15 protein-coding genes and 1 pseudogene are annotated in these 16662 nt (G+C 74.4%); 11 read left to right on the top strand and 5 right to left on the bottom strand.

Translation table 11 applies throughout. From position 1 onward, the window contains the following. Positions 1-38 precede the first annotated feature (38 nt). Positions 39-1694 (bottom strand): FAD-binding dehydrogenase, encoded by a 1656-nt coding sequence (locus ACY0MR_RS28765; protein ID WP_451059752.1) that lies wholly within the window; start codon positions 1692-1694, stop codon positions 39-41. Between the two features lie 105 nt (positions 1695-1799). On the opposite strand from ACY0MR_RS28765, the gene ACY0MR_RS28760 reads away from it, so the two are divergent. From ACY0MR_RS28760 to ACY0MR_RS28740, 5 genes are all read left to right on the top strand, one after another. Beyond that, positions 1800-2453 (top strand): TetR/AcrR family transcriptional regulator, encoded by a 654-nt coding sequence (locus ACY0MR_RS28760; RefSeq protein ID WP_388804474.1) that lies wholly within the window; start codon positions 1800-1802, stop codon positions 2451-2453. Beyond that, entirely contained in the window at positions 2450-3214 is a 765-nt protein-coding gene (locus ACY0MR_RS28755; RefSeq protein WP_392046754.1) for a glucose 1-dehydrogenase, read from the top strand. Before ACY0MR_RS28760 ends, ACY0MR_RS28755 begins: the two co-directional genes overlap by 4 nt. Before the next feature lie 69 nt (positions 3215-3283). Beyond that, positions 3284-3820, top strand: coding sequence for an NUDIX domain-containing protein (locus ACY0MR_RS28750; RefSeq protein WP_388804468.1), 537 nt, complete (start codon positions 3284-3286; stop codon positions 3818-3820). Between the two features lie 192 nt (positions 3821-4012). Beyond that, a complete protein-coding gene (locus ACY0MR_RS28745; protein WP_361856845.1) occupies positions 4013-4408 on the top strand; it encodes a YidH family protein in 396 nt (131 codons plus the stop codon). After that, complete coding sequence (locus ACY0MR_RS28740; RefSeq protein WP_361856848.1) at positions 4405-4731, top strand: DUF202 domain-containing protein; 327 nt, start codon at positions 4405-4407, stop codon at positions 4729-4731. The genes ACY0MR_RS28745 and ACY0MR_RS28740 overlap by 4 nt, the downstream gene beginning before the upstream one ends. Positions 4732-4828: 97 nt before the next feature. Here ACY0MR_RS28740 and ACY0MR_RS28735 read toward each other — a convergent pair whose 3' ends face one another. Continuing rightward, entirely contained in the window at positions 4829-5758 is a 930-nt protein-coding gene (locus tag ACY0MR_RS28735; protein WP_361856851.1) for an NADP-dependent oxidoreductase, read from the bottom strand. A gap of 88 nt (positions 5759-5846) precedes the next feature. Here ACY0MR_RS28735 and ACY0MR_RS28730 point away from each other — a divergent pair, with 88 nt between their 5' ends. Next, positions 5847-6782, top strand: a complete 936-nt coding sequence (locus ACY0MR_RS28730) for an MBL fold metallo-hydrolase (protein WP_473561911.1) — start codon at positions 5847-5849, stop codon at positions 6780-6782. A 239-nt stretch (positions 6783-7021) separates the two neighbouring features. On the opposite strand, the pseudogene ACY0MR_RS28725 reads toward ACY0MR_RS28730, so the two are convergent. Next, positions 7022-8293 (bottom strand): annotated as a pseudogene (locus ACY0MR_RS28725) (enolase C-terminal domain-like protein); the annotation flags it as partial. A gap of 132 nt (positions 8294-8425) precedes the next feature. On the opposite strand from ACY0MR_RS28725, the gene ACY0MR_RS28720 reads away from it, so the two are divergent. Together ACY0MR_RS28720 and ACY0MR_RS28715 are read left to right on the top strand one after the other, a co-directional pair. Further along, complete coding sequence (locus ACY0MR_RS28720) at positions 8426-9448, top strand: phosphotransferase family protein (RefSeq protein WP_392865309.1); 1023 nt, start codon at positions 8426-8428, stop codon at positions 9446-9448. 6 nt (positions 9449-9454) lie between these two features. Then, entirely contained in the window at positions 9455-10669 is a 1215-nt protein-coding gene (locus ACY0MR_RS28715; protein WP_388804454.1) for an acyl-CoA dehydrogenase family protein, read from the top strand. A gap of 118 nt (positions 10670-10787) precedes the next feature. Here the strand turns inward: ACY0MR_RS28715 and ACY0MR_RS28710 are convergent, their stop codons facing one another. Both ACY0MR_RS28710 and ACY0MR_RS28705 read right to left on the bottom strand, forming a co-directional pair. Continuing rightward, positions 10788-11381: a TetR/AcrR family transcriptional regulator gene (locus ACY0MR_RS28710; protein ID WP_361862550.1), complete on the bottom strand. Its 594-nt coding sequence runs from the start codon at positions 11379-11381 to the stop codon at positions 10788-10790. A 105-nt stretch (positions 11382-11486) separates the two neighbouring features. Further along, positions 11487-12263, bottom strand: a complete 777-nt coding sequence (locus ACY0MR_RS28705; protein ID WP_473556156.1) for an SDR family oxidoreductase — start codon at positions 12261-12263, stop codon at positions 11487-11489. 192 nt (positions 12264-12455) lie between these two features. On the opposite strand from ACY0MR_RS28705, the gene ACY0MR_RS28700 reads away from it, so the two are divergent. From ACY0MR_RS28700 to ACY0MR_RS28690, 3 genes are all read left to right on the top strand, one after another. Beyond that, positions 12456-13706, top strand: coding sequence for an exo-beta-N-acetylmuramidase NamZ family protein (locus ACY0MR_RS28700; RefSeq protein ID WP_473556153.1), 1251 nt, complete (start codon positions 12456-12458; stop codon positions 13704-13706). Positions 13707-13872: 166 nt separating this feature from the next. Beyond that, entirely contained in the window at positions 13873-15213 is a 1341-nt protein-coding gene (locus ACY0MR_RS28695) for an erythromycin esterase family protein (protein ID WP_473556151.1), read from the top strand. Between the two features lie 211 nt (positions 15214-15424). After that, positions 15425-16657, top strand: coding sequence for a serine-threonine protein kinase (locus ACY0MR_RS28690; protein ID WP_473561909.1), 1233 nt, complete (start codon positions 15425-15427; stop codon positions 16655-16657). Positions 16658-16662 lie beyond the last annotated feature (5 nt).

Here is a 16662-nt window from a genome sequence, read left to right as displayed (position 1 = left end):
CCGGCGGGCCCTCCCCCGTCAGCTCACCGCCTCCCTCGTCAGCTCACCGCCTTCGCCGCCGCCCTGCCCGCCGCGCGGCCCGAGAAGATGCAGCCGCCGAGGAAGGTGCCTTCGAGGGAGCGGTAGCCGTGGACGCCTCCGCCGCCGAAGCCGGCCGCCTCACCCGCCGCGTAGACGCCCGGCAGGGGCTCGCCGCCCTCCGTCAGGACGCGGGAGTCCAGGTCGGTCTCCAGGCCGCCGAGGGACTTGCGGGTGAGGATGTTGAGGCGGACCGCGATCAGCGGGCCCGCCTTCGGGTCCAGGATGCGGTGCGGGGCGGCCGTGCGGATGAGCTTGTCGCCGAGGTACCTGCGGGCTCCGTGGATCGCCGTGACCTGGAGGTCCTTGGTGAAGGGGTTGGCGATCTCGCGGTCGCGGGCGCTGATCTCGCGGCGCAGGGCCGTCTCGTCGACGAGGTCCTCGCCCGTGACCCGGTTCATGCCGCGGACGAGGGCGGAGAGGTCGTCCTCGACGACGAAGTCGACGCCCTTGTCCATGAACGCCTGGACGGGGCCGGGGACGTCGGCGCGGGCCCGGCCGATGACGTCGCGGATCGACTTGCCGGTCAGGTCGGGGTTCTGTTCGGAGCCGGAGAGGGCGAACTCCTTGCCGATGATCCGCTTGTCGAGGACGAACCAGGTGTGGTCGTGGCCGGTCCGCATGATGTGTTCGAGGGTGCCGAGGGTGTCGAAGCCCGGGAAGAGCGGGACGGGGAGCCGCTTGCCGGTCGCGTCCAGCCAGAGCGAGGACGGCCCGGGGAGGATCCGGATGCCGTGCTTGGCCCAGACGGGGTTCCAGTTCTCGATGCCCTCGGTGTAGTGCCACATCCGGTCGCGGTTGATGTGGCTGGCGCCGGCCTTCTCGGCGATGCCGAGCATCAGGCCGTCGACGTGGGCGGGGACGCCGGAGAGCAGCTTCGCGGGCGGGGTGCCGAGCCGGTCGGGCCACTGCGCGCGGACCAGCTCGTGGTTGCCGCCGATGCCGCCGGAGGTGACGATCACGGCCTGGGCGCGCAGCTCGAAGGCCCCGGTGGCGGTGCGGCTGCTGGCCGCGCCGCGCTCGGCCGCGGAGGGTTCCAGGATCTCGCCGGTCACGGTGTCGACCGTCCCGGCCGTGCGGCCGAGGCCGGTGACGCGGTGCCGGAAGCGGAGGTCGACCAGGCCGCGGGCGGCGCCCTCGCGGACCTTGCGCGCGAAGGGGGCGACGAGGCCTGGGCCCGTCCCCCAGGTGATGTGGAAGCGGGGGACGGAGTTGCCGTGGCCGGTGGCGTCGTAGCCGCCGCGCTCGGCCCAGCCGACGACGGGGAAGAACCGCACGCCGCGCGCGTGGAGCCAGGAGCGCTTCTCGCCGGCGGCGAAGTCGACGTACGCCTCGGCCCACTTCCGCGGCCAGCGGTCCTCGGTCCGGTCGAAGCCGGCGGTGCCGTACCAGTCCTGGAGGGCCAGGGCGTGGCTGTCCTTGACGCGCATCCTGCGCTGCTCGGGCGAGTCGACGAGGAAGAGGCCGCCGAAGGACCAGTGGGCCTGGCCGCCGAGGGACTGCTCCGGTTCCTGGTCGAGGAGGATCACGGTGCGGCCGGCGTCGACCAGCTCGGCGGTGGCGACGAGGCCGGCGAGGCCCGCCCCGATCACGATCACATCTGCGTCGTAGGACATGGACCGCATCTTGGATACACGGATGTATCGAGTCAACCTTTTCGCCGCGCGGGCCGCGCGCGGCACCCCCTCCCGTTTTCTAATGTCGAGCATTAATATGAATGCATGGCAAGGACATCGGGTCCCGAGACCCGGGACAGACTGATCCGTGCGGCGGAGGAGCTCTTCGCCGCCCAGGGCGTCCACGGCGCGCAGCTGCGGGACGTCGTGAGCCTGGCCGGACAGGCCAACCCCTCCGCCGTGCAGTACCACTTCGGCTCCCGCGCCGGACTGCTCGACGCCGTGATGGCCGGCCGCCAGGCCCGTACGGAGGCCGTGCTCGCCCCGCTCCTCGCGGCGGCGGCCGACACCCCGCACGAGCTGGTCGCCGCGCTCGTCACGGCCGAGGCGAGCGAGCTGCGCACCGACCGGGGCCGCCGCTGCCTGCGGATCTCCGCGCAGCTCAGCCACGAGAGCGGGGTCCGCGCCCGGACCCCGCACCCCACGCTCGCCGGCACCGGCTACTGGCGCCTGATCGAGCGGATCGCGGAGTGCCTGGGCGCGGACGGGCTGCCGGGGCCGCTGCTCCTGGAGCGCCTCGATCTGGCGCTGACCCTGGTGGGCGCGGCGATGGCGGACCGGGCCCGGCAGTACCTCGACGGCACCGAACCCCTCACCGGTGAGGCGCTCTTCCTCGCCGATCTGGTCGAGACCACCACCGCCCTGCTGCGTGCCGCACAGCCGGAGCAGGCGCACCTCCCCCGAAAGGATCTTCCATGAACGACCTCACCGGCAGGACCGTGCTGATCACCGGCGGCGCCCGCGGCCTGGGCGCGGAGGCCGCCCGGCAGGCGGTCGCGGCCGGCGCGAACGTCGTCCTCACCGACGTGCTCGACGAGGACGGCCGGGCGACCGCCGAGGCGCTCGGCGAGCGGGCGCGGTTCCTGCACCACGACGTGACCTCCGAGGAGGAGTGGGCGGCGGCCGTCGCGTACGCGGTGGCGGAGTTCGGCGGGCTGCACGGCCTGGTGAACAACGCGGGCATCTCCACGGGCGCTCTCCTGGAGAGCGAGTCCGTCGAGCACTTCCGCAAGGTCCTCGACATCAACCTGACCGGCGTCTTCATCGGCATGAAGGCCGCGATACCGGCGATGAAGTCCTCCGGCGGGGGCTCCATCGTGAACATCTCCTCGGCCGCGGGCCTGATGGGCCTGGCGCTGACCGCCGGCTACGGCGCGTCCAAGTGGGGCGTGCGGGGCCTGACGAAGATCGGCGCGGTGGAGCTCGGCACGGCGGGCATCCGCGTCAACTCGGTCCACCCGGGCATGACGTACACCCCGATGACGGCCGCGGTCGGGATCGAGCGCGGCCCGGGCCGGTACCCGAACACGCCGATGGGCCGGGTCGGCGAGGCCGACGAGATCGCCGGCGCGGTCGTCTTCCTGCTGTCGGACGCCGCCTCGTACGTGACGGGCGCGGAGCTCGCGGTGGACGGCGGCTGGACCACCGGGCCGACGGTCAAGTACGTCATGGGGCAGTGACCCCGCGGCGACCCGCCTCCGCGGCCCCGGGCCCGCGCCGCACCCGGCCCGTGCTGCTTGGATGGCGGGATGAGTGCCGCTGAAGAGATCCTCGACGTCGTCGACGAGCAGGACCGGGTGATCGGGCGGGCCCCGCGCGCGGAGGTGTACGCGCGGGGCCTGATCCACCGCTGCGTCTTCGTCCGGGTCCGGGACGCCGAGGGCCGGATCTTCGTCCACCGCAGGACGCCCGTGAAGCTGGTCTTCCCGTCGATGTACGACATGTTCGTCGGCGGGGTGGTCGGCGCGGGCGAGTCCTACGACGAGGCCGCGCTGCGCGAGGCCGAGGAGGAGCTGGGGGTACGGGGCCTGCCCCGGCCCGAGCCCGTCCTGACCTTTCTGTACGACTCCGCGGGCGTGGCCGGCAAGTGGTGGTCGGCGGTCTACGAGGTGCGCTGCGAGCTGCCGGTGGACCCGCAGGCGGAGGAGGTCGCCTGGCACGCCTTCCTGACGGAGGCGGAGCTGGCGGAGCGGCTCGGCGACTGGCCGTGGGTGCCGGACGGGCTGGCGGCGTACGAGCGGCTGCGGGAGCACGGGGCGGCGGGCGGCGGACACCTCTCGGGCTGAGCCCGCGGGCCGGGGGCGGGAGCGTCGGTCCGGGCTGCGCAGGTCCGGGGATGACAGGTCCGGGGCGTGCAGGTCTGTCGGCCGGGGCCGGAGGGCGTCGGTCCGGGCTGCGCAGGTCAGGGGCGCGGGGCGGGGCGGTCCGTGGCCCCCCGGCGCCCGGCGGTCGGATCATCCGAACGTTAGGGTGCGCGTGTGAGCGATTTCGTACAGAGCGTGCGCCTGTGGTTCGCGCCGCAGCGGATCCGGGACGAGGGCGAGACGCCCGACTACCGGTTCTCCCTGGCCAACGAGCGGACCTTCCTGGCCTGGATCAGGACCGCGCTCGCCCTGGTGGGCGGCGGCTTCGCCGTCGACCAGTTCCTGCCGGACCTGCGCTGGGGCGTCCGGGTGGGGCTCGCGCTCGCCCTGCTCGCGGCCGGGGTGCTCTGCGCGCTGCGGGCGGTGAACCACTGGGTGCGCTGCGAACGGGCCATGCGGCGCGGCGAGGACCTGCCCGGATCCCGTTTCCCGGCGGTGCTGAGCCTGGTCGTGGCCGTGGTGGCGGTCGCGATGGTCGTGGTCGTGCTCTTCGGCTGGGCGGGGCGGTGACGGCGTCCGCGTCCGGGATCGACGCGCGTGATCCCGGGCTCCAGCCGGAACGGACCCGGCTCGCGTGGCGGCGTACGACCCTGTCGTGCACGGTGGTGGCGGTGCTCGCCGTCAAACTGGCCGTGAGCGACGAGACCACCGCCGCGGGCCTCACCGGGCTCGCCCTGTCGGCGCTGGTGTGGATCGGCTTCCTGGCCGTCGCCCACCGCCGGATCCGCTCCCTGAGCCCGGCCCGGCCGCAGCCCCTCTCCCACCGGGGCGCGCTGCTCGCGGCCTGCTGCACGATCGCGCTCGCGGTGTTCGGGGCGGTGCTGATCTGGTGAGCGGCCCCGCCGGCGCGGGGCCGCGCGGTCCGAGGGGGAGCCGGCCGGTCCGGGACGGCTCAGGGGACGGTGACGCACGGGGCCGAACGGTGACGGCTCAGGGGACGGTGACGACGACCTTGCCGTTCAGCCCGCCCGCCGCGTTGGCCCGCTGCGCGTCCGCGGCCTGCTCCAGGGGGAACGTCCTGGCCACCCGGACGGTGAGCGCGCCCTCGTCGACCAGGTCCGCGAGGGCCGCGAGGTCGACCGGGTCGGGGCGGACCCAGAAGTAGCGGCCGCCGAGGGCGAGGACCTCGCCGTCGGCGATGGAGGCGAGCCGACCGCCGGGCGCCAGCAGCCCGGCGGAGATCCGCAGGAACGGTCCGCCGAGGGTGTCGAGCACCGCGTCCACGCCCTCCGGGGCGAGCGCGCGGACCTGATCCGCGAAGTGCGCCTCGTCGTACACGACGGGCTCGGCGCCGAGCCGCGCGACCCGTTCCAGGCCGGCCTCGCGCGCCGCGCCGATGACCCGGCAGCCGAGGTGACGGGCGATCTGCACGCCCATCGAGCCGACCCCGCCGGCCGCCGCGTGCACGAGGACGGTGTCGCCGGGACCGACCGCGAGGGGCCCGCGGAGCGCCTGGTAGGCGGTGAGGCCGGCGAGCGGCAGTGCGGCGGCCTCCTCGAACCCCACCGAGCGCGGCTTGCGGGCGAGGGTGCGGACGGGCGCGGCGACGTACTCGGCGAAGGTGCCCCGGGAGAGGAAGTCCTCACGGACGTAGCCCATGACCTCGTCGCCCTCGGCGAACTCGGTGACGGAGACGCCGGGTCGGACGACCACCCCGGACACGTCCCAGCCGGGCACCACGGGGAAGACCGCGTCCATCATCCCGTCGAGGTAGCCCGCCTGGCACTTCCAGTCGACCGGGTTGACCGCGGCGGCCCGCACGGCGACCAGCACCGCGTCGGGTCCGACCTTGGGGTCGGGCAGTTCTCCGTACTCCAGGACCTCGGGGCCGCCGTACCGGCGGTAGCTGATCGCCTTCATGGTGTCGACCCTCCGCGCAGCGGTGTCCGCCCGCAACCGGGGAGACTCTCCCTGTCCGATCGGGCTCTCACGCCTCTCAACCGGGGGAATCCCTGTGCCTGCCACCACCGCCCTCGACGCCCGCGCCCCCCGTGTGGTCGCGCTCGCGCCGAACGTCCACGCCTTCCTCCAGCCCGACGGGGGCTGGTGCCTGAACAACGCCGGCTTCCTCGGCGACGCGCGCGAGACGCTGCTCGTCGACACCGCCGCCACCGAGCGCCGGGCGCGGCTGCTGCGGGACGCGGTCCTCACGGAGGGCCTCCCGCTGCCGGGGACGATCGTCTCCACCCATCACCACGGCGACCACACCTACGGCAACGGGGTGTTCCTGCCGGAGGCCCGGATCGTCGGCCACGAGAACTGCCGGAGCGAGCAGCTCGCCGCCGGACACCAGCTCCATCTGCTCTGGCCGCAGACGGACTTCGGGGCGATCGACATCGTGGCGCCGTCTGTCACCTACCGCGAGCGGCTGACGCTGTACGTGGGCGGGATCGAGGTCAGGGTCGTCCACCCGGGTCCCGCGCACACCACGGGCGACTCGATCGTGCACCTGCCCGAGCAGGGCGTCGTCTTCACCGGCGACCTGGTCTTCCACGGCGGGACGCCGTTCCTGCCGATGGGTTCGCTGGCCGGGTCGCTGCGGGCGCTCGACGTGCTGCGCTCGCTCGACGCGCCGACGGTGGTCCCGGGGCACGGGCAGGTGACCGACCCCTCGGCGTACGACGCGACCGAGCGGTATCTGCTCTGGGTGCGGGAGCTCGCGGCCGAGGGGCACGCGCGGGGCGCGACGCCGCTGGAGACGGCGCGGCGGGCGGAGCTGGGCGAGTTCGCCGCGTGGCGGGAGAGCGAGCGCCTGGTGGCGAACCTGCACCGGGCGTACGCGGAACTGGCGGGCCTGCCGGAGGGGTCGCCGCTCGACCCGGTGGCGGTCTTCGGCGACATGGCGGTGATGAACGGCGGGGTGCCGGTGGCCTGCCACGCGTAGCCCGGCACGGTCGGGGTGGGAGCGGCGGGCGGCGCCGGCTCGCCCGGCCGCGCCCCTGGTCGCCCGACTGCCCGTCGCGGGCCCGGCCGCCGAACCCTGGCCAGGCGCGTGGCCGGGAGGCGCGAGGCCGGCCTCCGGGTCGGGTGCCGCCCGGCTCGGGCCCGGCCGCCGGGCCCGAGGCGGGCGCGTGGCGGGTCGGTCGCCGGCCCCGGTCGGCGGGTCTCCCAGCTGCCCTGGGTCCACCCCGGGTCCGCCACCCACATGGCGGCCGCGTCGTCGCGGTTCCGCAGGGTGCCGTCGTCGTCGAGCCAGCGGCGGTGCAGGGCGGCGAGCGCCTCCCGGTCGAGTGCGATGCCGAGGCCGGGCGCGTCGGAGACGGCGAGCCGCCCCTCCCGGAAGACGGGACGGGCGGTGACCACGTCCTCGGTCTGCCACGGGTAGTGGGTGTCGCAGGCGTGCCGGAGCCCGGGCAGGGTCGCGGCGACCTGCGTCATGGCGGCGAGGCTGATCCCCAGGTGGGTGTTGGAGTGCATGGAGAGCCCGACCCCGTACGTCCGGCAGAGCGCGGCGAGTTCGCGGGTGCGTCCGAGTCCGCCCCAGTAGTGGTGGTCGCAGAGGACGATCCCCACGGCGCCCTTCGCGAAGGCCTCGGGGACCTCCTCGAAGGTGGTCACGCACATGTTGGTGGCGAGCGGGACGCGGGTGCCGGCGGCGACCTCGGCCATCGCCGCGGTGCCGGACGCCGGGTCCTCCAGGTACTCCAGGACGTCCTGGAGCTCGTGCGCGACGGAGAGCGAGGTCGCCACGGACCAGGCGCCGTTGGGGTCGAGGCGGAGCGGGCTGCCGGGGAACTCCTCGGCGAGCGCGCCGATCGCGGCGACCTCGCGCTCCGGTGCGAACACCCCGCCCTTGAGCTTGAACGAGCGGAAGCCGTGGAGGCGCTCGAAGCGGCGGGCCTGGGCCACGATGCCCGCGGGGTCGAGGGCGGCGCCCCAGTCGTCGACGGGTCCGGACGAGGGGTGGGTGGCCCAGCGGTGGAAGAGGTAGGCGCTGTACTCGACGGAGTCGCGGACCTTGCCGCCGAGGAGGGCGTGGACGGGCAGCCCCAGGGTCCTTCCGAGGGCGTCGAGGAAGGCGGTCTCGAAGGCCGAGACGACGGAGAGGCGGAGCTTCTCCGCGGTACGGACCCCGCGCAGGCCGGCCGCGTCGACGCCGGCCTCGTCGGCCGCTCCGCCGCCCGCCCCACCGTCGAGCGTTTCGGCGAGCGCGAAGAGGCTGTTCACATCCGTGACCTCGTGTCCTGGCAACGTCTCGGCCAGCGGGCCGGCCAGGTCCAGGTAGGCGCCGTCGCCGTACGTCTCCCCCAGGCCGGTCACCCCGCCCCGGGTGACCACCTCCACCACCAACCGGGGCGTATAGGGCTGGTGAACGCCCTGGACGTTGAGGAGGGGCGGGTCGGCGATGAGGATCGGGGTCGGCCGGACGTGATCGACAAGCAGCTTCGCATCCATATGTGAACCCTATTCAGGGGTGCGATCGACGACCAGAGGATGCGGGGCGGTTTCACGGCACCCCTCTGGACGACATACCGACTGGTCGGTCATCATGAACGCCGACCGAAGCCGATCCGGAGGTACGCATCGATGAGTTCCGCCCCGCCACCAGGCCTCGACCCCGAGCAGCTGCGCCGCCACCTCGACCGCGAGCGCCCCGGCCTGGTGTCCGGCCCCCTCGAAGCCCGGCTCATCGAAGGCGGCCGGTCGAACCTCACGTACGTCGTGACCGACGGCGCCGGCCGCTGGGTGGTCCGCCGGCCGCCCCTGGGACACGTCCTCGCCACCGCGCACGACATGCGGCGCGAGCACCGCGTCATCAGCGCGCTGCACGCCACGGACGTGCCCGTGCCGGAGACGCTGCTGCTCTGCGAGGACGACTCCGTGCTCGGAGCTCCCTTCTACGTCATGGAGTTCGTCGACGGGACGCCGTACCGCTCGGCGGCGGAGCTCGCCCCCCTCGGCCCCGAGCGCACCCGCTCCGCCGTGCTCGGACTGGTCGACACCCTCGTCGACCTGCACGCCGTGGATCCGGCGTCCGTCGGGCTCGCCGACTTCGGGCGCCCCGAGGGCTTCCTCGACCGGCAGCTGCGGCGCTGGGGCAAGCAGCTCGACGCCTCGCGCGGACGGGAGCTCGCCGGGATCGACGAGCTGCACGCCGCCCTCGGCCGTGCGCTCCCCGGCTCGCCCGAGCCGACCGTGATCCACGGGGACTACCGGCTCGACAACGTCCTCATCGGCGAGGACGACCGCATCGGGGCCGTCCTCGACTGGGAGATGTCGACGCTCGGCGACCCGCTGACCGACCTCGGCCTGCTCGTCATGTACAGCACGCCGCTCGACCTGCCCGACTCCCCCGTCTCCACCACCGCCACCGCACCCGGGCACCCGACCGCCGCCGAACTGGTCGAGCGCTACGCCGCCCGCTCGGGCCGCGACACCTCCGCGCTCGCCTGGTACACCGCCTTCGCCTGGTTCAAGCTCGCCGTGATCCTGGAGGGCATCCACTACCGCTGGACGCTCGGCCAGACCGTCGGCGCGGGCTTCGACCGCATCGGCGAACTCGTCCCCGTCTTCATCGAGCACGGCCTCACGACCCTTCAGGAAGGCTGATCCGCCATGGACTTCGCGTACGACGCCCGCACCGAGGACCTGCGGGCCCGGCTCCTCGCCTTCATGGACGAGCACGTCTACCCGGCGGAGGCCGTCGCCGAGGAGCAGCGCGCCCGGCTCGCCTCGCCGTGGGACACCCCGCGGGTCGTCGAGGAGCTCAAGGCGGAGGCCAGGCGGCAGGGCCTCTGGAACCTCTTCCTGCCGGACGCGGAGTACGGCGCCGGGCTGACCAACCTCCAGTACGCGCCGCTCGCCGAGATCACCGGCCGCAGCCCGCACCTCGCGCCGACCGCCCTCAACTGCGCCGCCCCGGACACCGGGAACATGGAGCTGCTCGCGCAGTTCGGCGACGAGGCCCAGCGCAAGCAGTGGCTGGAGCCGCTGCTCGCGGGCGAGATCCGCTCGGCGTTCGCGATGACCGAGCCGGAGGTCGCCTCCTCCGACGCGACGAACATCGAGACCCGGATCCGGCGGGACGGGGACGCGTACGTCGTCGACGGCCGCAAGTGGTACATCTCCGGGGCCATGAACCCCGACTGCCGGATCTTCATCGTCATGGGCAAGACCGACCCCGACGGGGCCGACCCGCGCCGTCAGCAGTCGATGATCCTGGTGCCGCGCGACACCCCCGGTGTCGAGGTGCGGCGGGCGATGCAGGTCTACGGCTACGAGGACCACTCCCACGGCGGCCACGCCGAGGTGGTCTTCGACGGCGTCCGCGTCCCCGCCTCGCACCTGATCGGCGAGGAGGGCGGCGGCTTCGCCATCGCCCAGGCCCGGCTCGGCCCCGGCCGCATCCACCACTGCATGCGGCTCATCGGCATGGCCGAGCGGGCGGTGGAGCTGATGTGCCGCCGGGCCGTCTCGCGCACCGCCTTCGGCAAGGCCCTGGCCCAGCAGGGCGTCGTCCAGAACTGGATCGCGGACGCCCGGGTGCAGATCGAGCAGCTGCGGCTCCTCGTCCTCAAGACGGCCTGGCTCATGGACACCGTCGGCAACCGGGGCGCGCACACCGAGATCCAGGCCATCAAGATCGCGACCCCGCGGGCGGTGGTCGACATCATCGACAGGGCGGTGCAGGCGCATGGGGCGGGCGGGGTCTCCCAGGACTTCCCGCTGGCCGAACTCTGGGCCGCGGCGCGGACGCTGAAGCTCGCGGACGGTCCGGACGAGGTGCACCAGCGGTCGCTGGCGCGCCGCGAGCTGAAGAAGTACCTGTAGCCCGGCCCTCCCGCTCCGCCGTCCCCGCGGTCCGCCCCGTGCACCCCGTGCGCGGGGCGGACGCCGTGCCCCTCGGCCGGGGGCGGTCACGCCCCCCGGGGCTCCGGGCGTACGGGCCTCAGGGGCGCAGGGCCCGGAGGAGGAGGTCGGCGAGGTGGCCGGCGACCTGCTCGGGGGTGAGCGGGCCGTCCGGGCGGTACCAGGTGGACAGATGGTGGACCGAGCCGAAGTGGTAGTCGACGACCAGGTCGGCGGGGGTCGCCGCGGAGAAGACCCCGGCCTGCTGCCCCTCCTCGATCAGGGCCCGGAACCGCTCGTGGTAGCGCCGCCGCTCGGACCTGACCTGCTTGTTCTTCTCCGGGCTGAGGTGGTGCATGGAGCGGAAGAAGATGGCGGCGTCGTCGAGGTTCTCGATGGTGGTGACGACGACGTCGGCGGCGGCGTCGCGCAGCCGGTCCTCGACGGGCGCGTCGGCGTCCGCGAAGGCGTCGAGGCGCTCCTGCTGGAGGCGCAGGACGCGGGAGTACACCTCCTGGAGGAGGTCCTCCTTGGAGCCGAAGTAGTGGTAGAGCGCGCCCTTGGTGACCCCCGCCGCCTCGACGATCTCCTGGACGGAGGTGCGGTCGTACCCCCGCTCGGCGAAGAGCCGGGTGGCGGCGGCGAGGAGCCTCTGGGGGACGGGGGCGCCGCTCCCGTCCGTCGTCCTGGCCATGCTCCGCCGCCTTCCTGGGGGTCGTTCTCGGGTGGTTCTCGATGCTGGTTTCCGGTCAGGGGAACGAGTTCCCGCCGGTAGATCTTCGCATCCGGCGGGGCCCGGTCAGCGCGTACCCGTCTCCCAGGCCTGCTGGACGTGGTTCATCGTGCCGAGCCAGCGTTCCGGATCGGTGGCCCGGTTGCGGTAGTAGCCGGCCACCTCGGGGTGGGGCAGCACCAGGAAGCGGTCGGCGGAGATCGCGTCGAGGAGGGCGTCGGCGACGTCCTCGGGCTCGATGGCGGTGGGGGCGAGGACGAGTTCGCCGGCGGTCCCGGCGGCCGTGAGCATGTCCGTGCGGACGCCCTGCGGGCAGATGGCGTGGACGGCGAGGCCGCGGTGCCGGTAGGTGAGGGAGAGCCATTCGGCGAAGGCGTACGCGCCGTGCTTGGAGACGCTGTAGGGCGCGGCTCCGATCATGGTGAGCAGTCCGGCGGCGGAGACCGTGGAGACGAAGCGGCCGCTGCCGCGCTCCAGCCAGTCCGGGAGGAGGGCGCGGGCGGCGCGGACGTGGGCCATGACGTTGACGTCCCAGGCGGCGGCCCAGACGTCCTCCTCGGCGAAGGCGTCGCCGGGCGAGGAGAGGCCGGCGTTGGCGCACCAGACGTCGACGGTGCCGCCGAGGGCCTCGCGGGCCTCGTCGACGACGGCGGAGGCGTCGCCGGGCACGGCGAGGGCGCCGATCTCCTCGGCGACGGCCTTGGTGCGCGCGGGGTCGAGGTCGTTGACGACGACACGGGCCCCTTCGGCGGCGAACCGGCGCGCGAGGGCGGCGCCGATGCCGCCGCCCGCTCCCGTGACGACGACTCCGGCGCCCTGGACCTGGTTCGTGCCCTCGCTCATGGACCCACCCCTCCGCTCGACGACCTGTGGTGACCTGTGACGACCTGTGACGACGGGGACAGACTAACCAGTCGGTATGGAAAGACGGAAGGGTGTCGGAGGCCCGCCTCGTTCCCGTGGGCGGTCAGGACCGCTAGCGTGCGTGCCCATGTCACGCGCCCCGGCCGGGGACGGCGATCGAGGAGGTTTCGCATGGACCTGTCGCGACGGAGTCTGCTGGCCGCCGGTGGCGCCCTCGGGGCGGTGGCGGCCGGCGCGCCCGGCGCCGCGGCCGCCGCGCCGGGGCAGGGGCACGCGCGGGTGCGGACCGGCTTCGACCGGCTCGCCGACGACGGGTACGCGCTCCTCGCCGGCGAGCGCGTCGGCGTCGTCACCAACCCGACCGGCGTCACCCGGGACGCCCGGCACCTCGTCGACGTGATGCACGCCGACGAGCGGGTGGACCTGGTGGCGGTCTTCGGGCCGGAGCACGGCTTCCGGGGCACCGCGCAGGCGGGCGGCTCCGAGGGGCGGTACGACGATCCGGCGACGGGGCTGCCCGTCTACGACACGTACCTGAAGAGCGGCCGGCCGCTGGCGGACGTCTTCACCGCCTCCGGCGTGGACACGGTCGTCTTCGACATCCAGGACGCCGGCGCCCGCTTCTACACCTACATCTGGACGCTGTACGACTGCATGGCGGCCGCCGCGCTCGCCGGGAAGCGGTTCGTCGTCCTGGACCGGCCGAACCCGGTCACCGGGCGGGCGGCGCTGGGTCCGGTCCTGGACCGGGCGTTCGCCTCCTTCGTCGGACGCGAGCCGATCGCGCAGGCGCACGGCATGACGGTGGCCGAGCTGGCCCGCCTCTTCAACGGCGAGTTCCTCGCGGCGCCGGTCGCGCTGGAGACCGTGCGGATGACGGGGTGGCGCCGCGGCGACTTCTTCGACGCGACGGGGCTGCCCTGGGTGCCGCCCAGCCCCAACATGCCGACCCCGGAGACCGCCCTGGTCTACTCGGGCACCTGCCTCTTCGAGGGGACGAACCTCTCCGAGGGGCGGGGCACCACCCGCCCCTTCGAGCTCCTCGGCGCGGAGGGGGTCGACCGGCGGTGGGCGGAGGCGGCGAACGCGCTCGACCTGCCCGGGGTGCGCCTCCGGGAGGCCTACTTCGCGCCGACCTTCTCCAAGTTCCAGGGGAAGACCGTGGGCGGCGTGCAACTGCACGTCCACGACCGGGAGTCCTTCGATCCGGTACGGACCGGCATCGGGCTCCTGGTCACCGCCCGGAGCTCGTGGTCCGGCTTCGCCTGGCGGGCGGACCACTGGATCGACAAGCTGACCGGATCGACCCGGGTGCGGACGATGATCGACGCGGGCGCCGGGGTGGACGAGGTCGCCGGCGCGTGGCAGGCGGACCTGGCGGCGTTCCGGGCGGTACGGAGGGAGTACCTGCTGTACCGGTGAGACACGGTCGCGCCGGGTCACCCGGGCTGACGGGACGGGTCTGACGGGGCAGGTCGGACGGGGTGGAGCCGGCGGCGCGCGTCCGACGGGGTGGGGCTGCCCCCATGATCGACAGGGGTGCGGGCGGGATGTCCCCCCGCCCGCCCCGCCGACCAGGCTGGACCCCATGAACCGCATCCCCTCCTCCTTACGGCGCCGTCTGCCCGTCGTCGGTCTCCTCCTCGCCGCCTGCCTCGGCACCCTGGCACCCGCCGCGGGGGCCGCCGCACCGCCCGTCGACCCCGCCCTCGAACTCGCGCGCACGGCGCACCCGTTGACCGACCTCCGGCCGCTGGACCGGATGATCGGATCGGCCAGGGTCGTCGGGATCGGCGAGGCCACGCACAGCTCCGCGGAGTTCTTCACCACCAAGCACCGCGTCTTCGAGCACCTCGTGGAGAGCAGGGGCTTCACCGCCTTCGCCCTGGAGGCGAACTGGTCCACGGGCCTGCTCGTCGACGAGTGGGTCCGCACCGGCCGCGGGGACATCCGGGCGATCATGCGGGACGAGTTCCAGGAGTCGTACCGGCTCTGGAACACCGAGGAGTACCTCGACCTCTTCCAGTGGATGCGGCGGCACAACCAGCGCCATCCGGACCATCCGGTCCGCTTCCTGGGCAACGACCTCGGGTACGCGGGCGCGAACGTCTTCGACGAGGTGACCTCGTACGTGGCCCGCACCCGGCCCGCACTCCTCCCCCGCATCCAGGAGCTGTACCGGGGCTCGCGCCCCACCGGCGGGGTCGAGGCCTGGATGCGGGGGTACATGGACCGGCCGCGGGCCGAACGGCAGCGGATGGCCGCCGACGTGAACACCGCGCTCGCCCTCCTGGAGCGGCGGCTGCCCGCCGCGCGCGACCCGCGCGCGCGGGAGGCGGCGGAGTGGGCGGTCCAGCACGCGCGGGCGATCGCCCAGGTCGGCACCGAGTACGCCCACGACCTGGAGACGCCGGAGGGCGTGGCCGCGGCGATGCTCTACCGCGACCGGACCATGGCCGACAACACCGTGTGGTGGCAGCGGCGAACCGGCGACCGGATCGTGCTCTCGGCGCACAACGGGCACGTCGGCTACGAGACACCGAAGGCCGACCAGTACCCGCGGATCCAGGGCGCCTTCCTCCGGGACGCCCTCGGACGGGACTACGTGAGCGTCGGCGCCTCCTTCGGACAGGGCTCCTTCACCGCGCACGACACCGAGGCCCCCGGGGAGCCGCGGCGGGTCTTCACGCTCGGCACGCTCGGCCCGGACAGCAACGCCCACACCCTGGACCGGGTCTCGCCCGCCCCCTTCTACCTGGACATGCGGCGGGCGTCACCGGCCGCGCGGGACTGGCTCGCCGTCCCCCGCCCGACCCGCAGCATCGGTACGGCCTACCCGTGGCCGGACGCCGTGTATCCGGCGCGCCTCTCCACCGGGTACGACCTGCTGATCCACTTCCCCCGGATCACGACGGCGCGCCTCCGCTGAGGCGGGAGGCACGGGCGGGACGCCCGGTGCGGCACGGGGCCGGCCGTCGTCCGGGCGAGACGGAACCGCCCCTGCCCGGGACCCGTCCGGCGCCGGGTCCCAGGTCTGGCCGGGGGCGCGCGCGGGCATGCTGGCCTGGAGCCGCCGCCCGCGCACGGCGCGTCCTGGGTGCGACGGCCACCTCGACGGAGAGGGCCGGGCCGTGACCGGGATGAGTGTGGAGCCGTACCGGGAGATCACCTTCGACAAGGAGGGCGACGGGCCCGCGGGTCAGCCCGCGGCCCTCGCCGCTCTCGCCCGGCAGGGCGTCACCGACCTGGTGGTGTTCGCGCACGGGTGGAACAGTTCACCGGCCGGCGCCACCCGGCTCTGCTCCGACTTCTTCGAGCCCTTCCCCGGGCTGCTCGCGCCCGGCGTCGAGGCCGGGTACGCGGGGGTGATCTGGCCCTCGATGATGTTCACCGGCGAGCCGGTCCCCGACTACCGGGCCCTGGTGACGGTCCTGCCGGAGAAGGAGCCGGTCCTCGACCGGCTCACCGAACTCCTGGTGACGGCGCCGTCGGACGCGGCGGCGTTCGCCGCGTTCGGGGCGCTGCTGCGGGAGCTGACGGACGTGGACGGCGGCGGGCCGGACGGGCCCGGAGCCGCGGGGCCCCGGGAGCCGGTCCCCGCGTTCCTGGTCGCGGACCCGGTGGAGGTGTGCGCCCTGTTCACCGAGGCGCTGGAGGCGGCCGAGCCGGACTCCGGTCTCCCGGCAGGGCGGGCGGAGGGCTTCGGGGAGGGGCTCGCGCGGTACTGGAAGGGTGCCCGCGAGGTCCTGCGCCAGGCCACGTACTACCTGATGAAGAGACGGGCCGGGCGGGTCGGCGAGTTCGGCCTCGGGCCGCTGCTCGGCGAGGTCGCCCGCGCCGCCCCGCGCCTCCGGGTCCATCTGGTGGGCCACAGCATGGGCGCGCGGCTCGTCGCCCACGCGTTGAAGGGACTGCCGCCCGGGGTCCGCCCGGTCGCCTCGGTGACCCTCCTCCAAGGCGCCTTCTCGCACTACGCGTTCGCGGCGCGGCTGCCGCACGACCCCGGGCGTGCCGGCTCCCTGCGGGGCGTGCACGAGCGGGTCCGGGGGCCCGTGGTCGCCTGCTACTCGCGGCACGACACGGCGCTCGGGGTGTTCTACCCGCTGGCGTCCCGGCTGGCGGGCGACTCCGCCTCGCTGGCCCCGGCCGGACTGCTCGGGCCGGGCGATCCGCGCTGGGCGGCGATCGGGCACGACGGCGTCCAGGCGGTGCCGGGGACGGTGGTGCGGCCGCTGGCGGCAGTGCTGCGCGAGGGAGTGCCGGCCTCGGGGTGCGTGAGCGTCGACACGGCGGACGTGGTCCGCTCCCACGGCGACATCTGCCGTGCGGAGCTGGCCCGGGTGGTGGTGTCGGCCGCGCGAACGGGCAGGTAGGAGGG

The sequence above is a fragment of the Streptomyces sp. JN8 genome, assembly GCF_055808075.1.
This window is presented reverse-complemented; position numbering and strand designations above follow the sequence as displayed.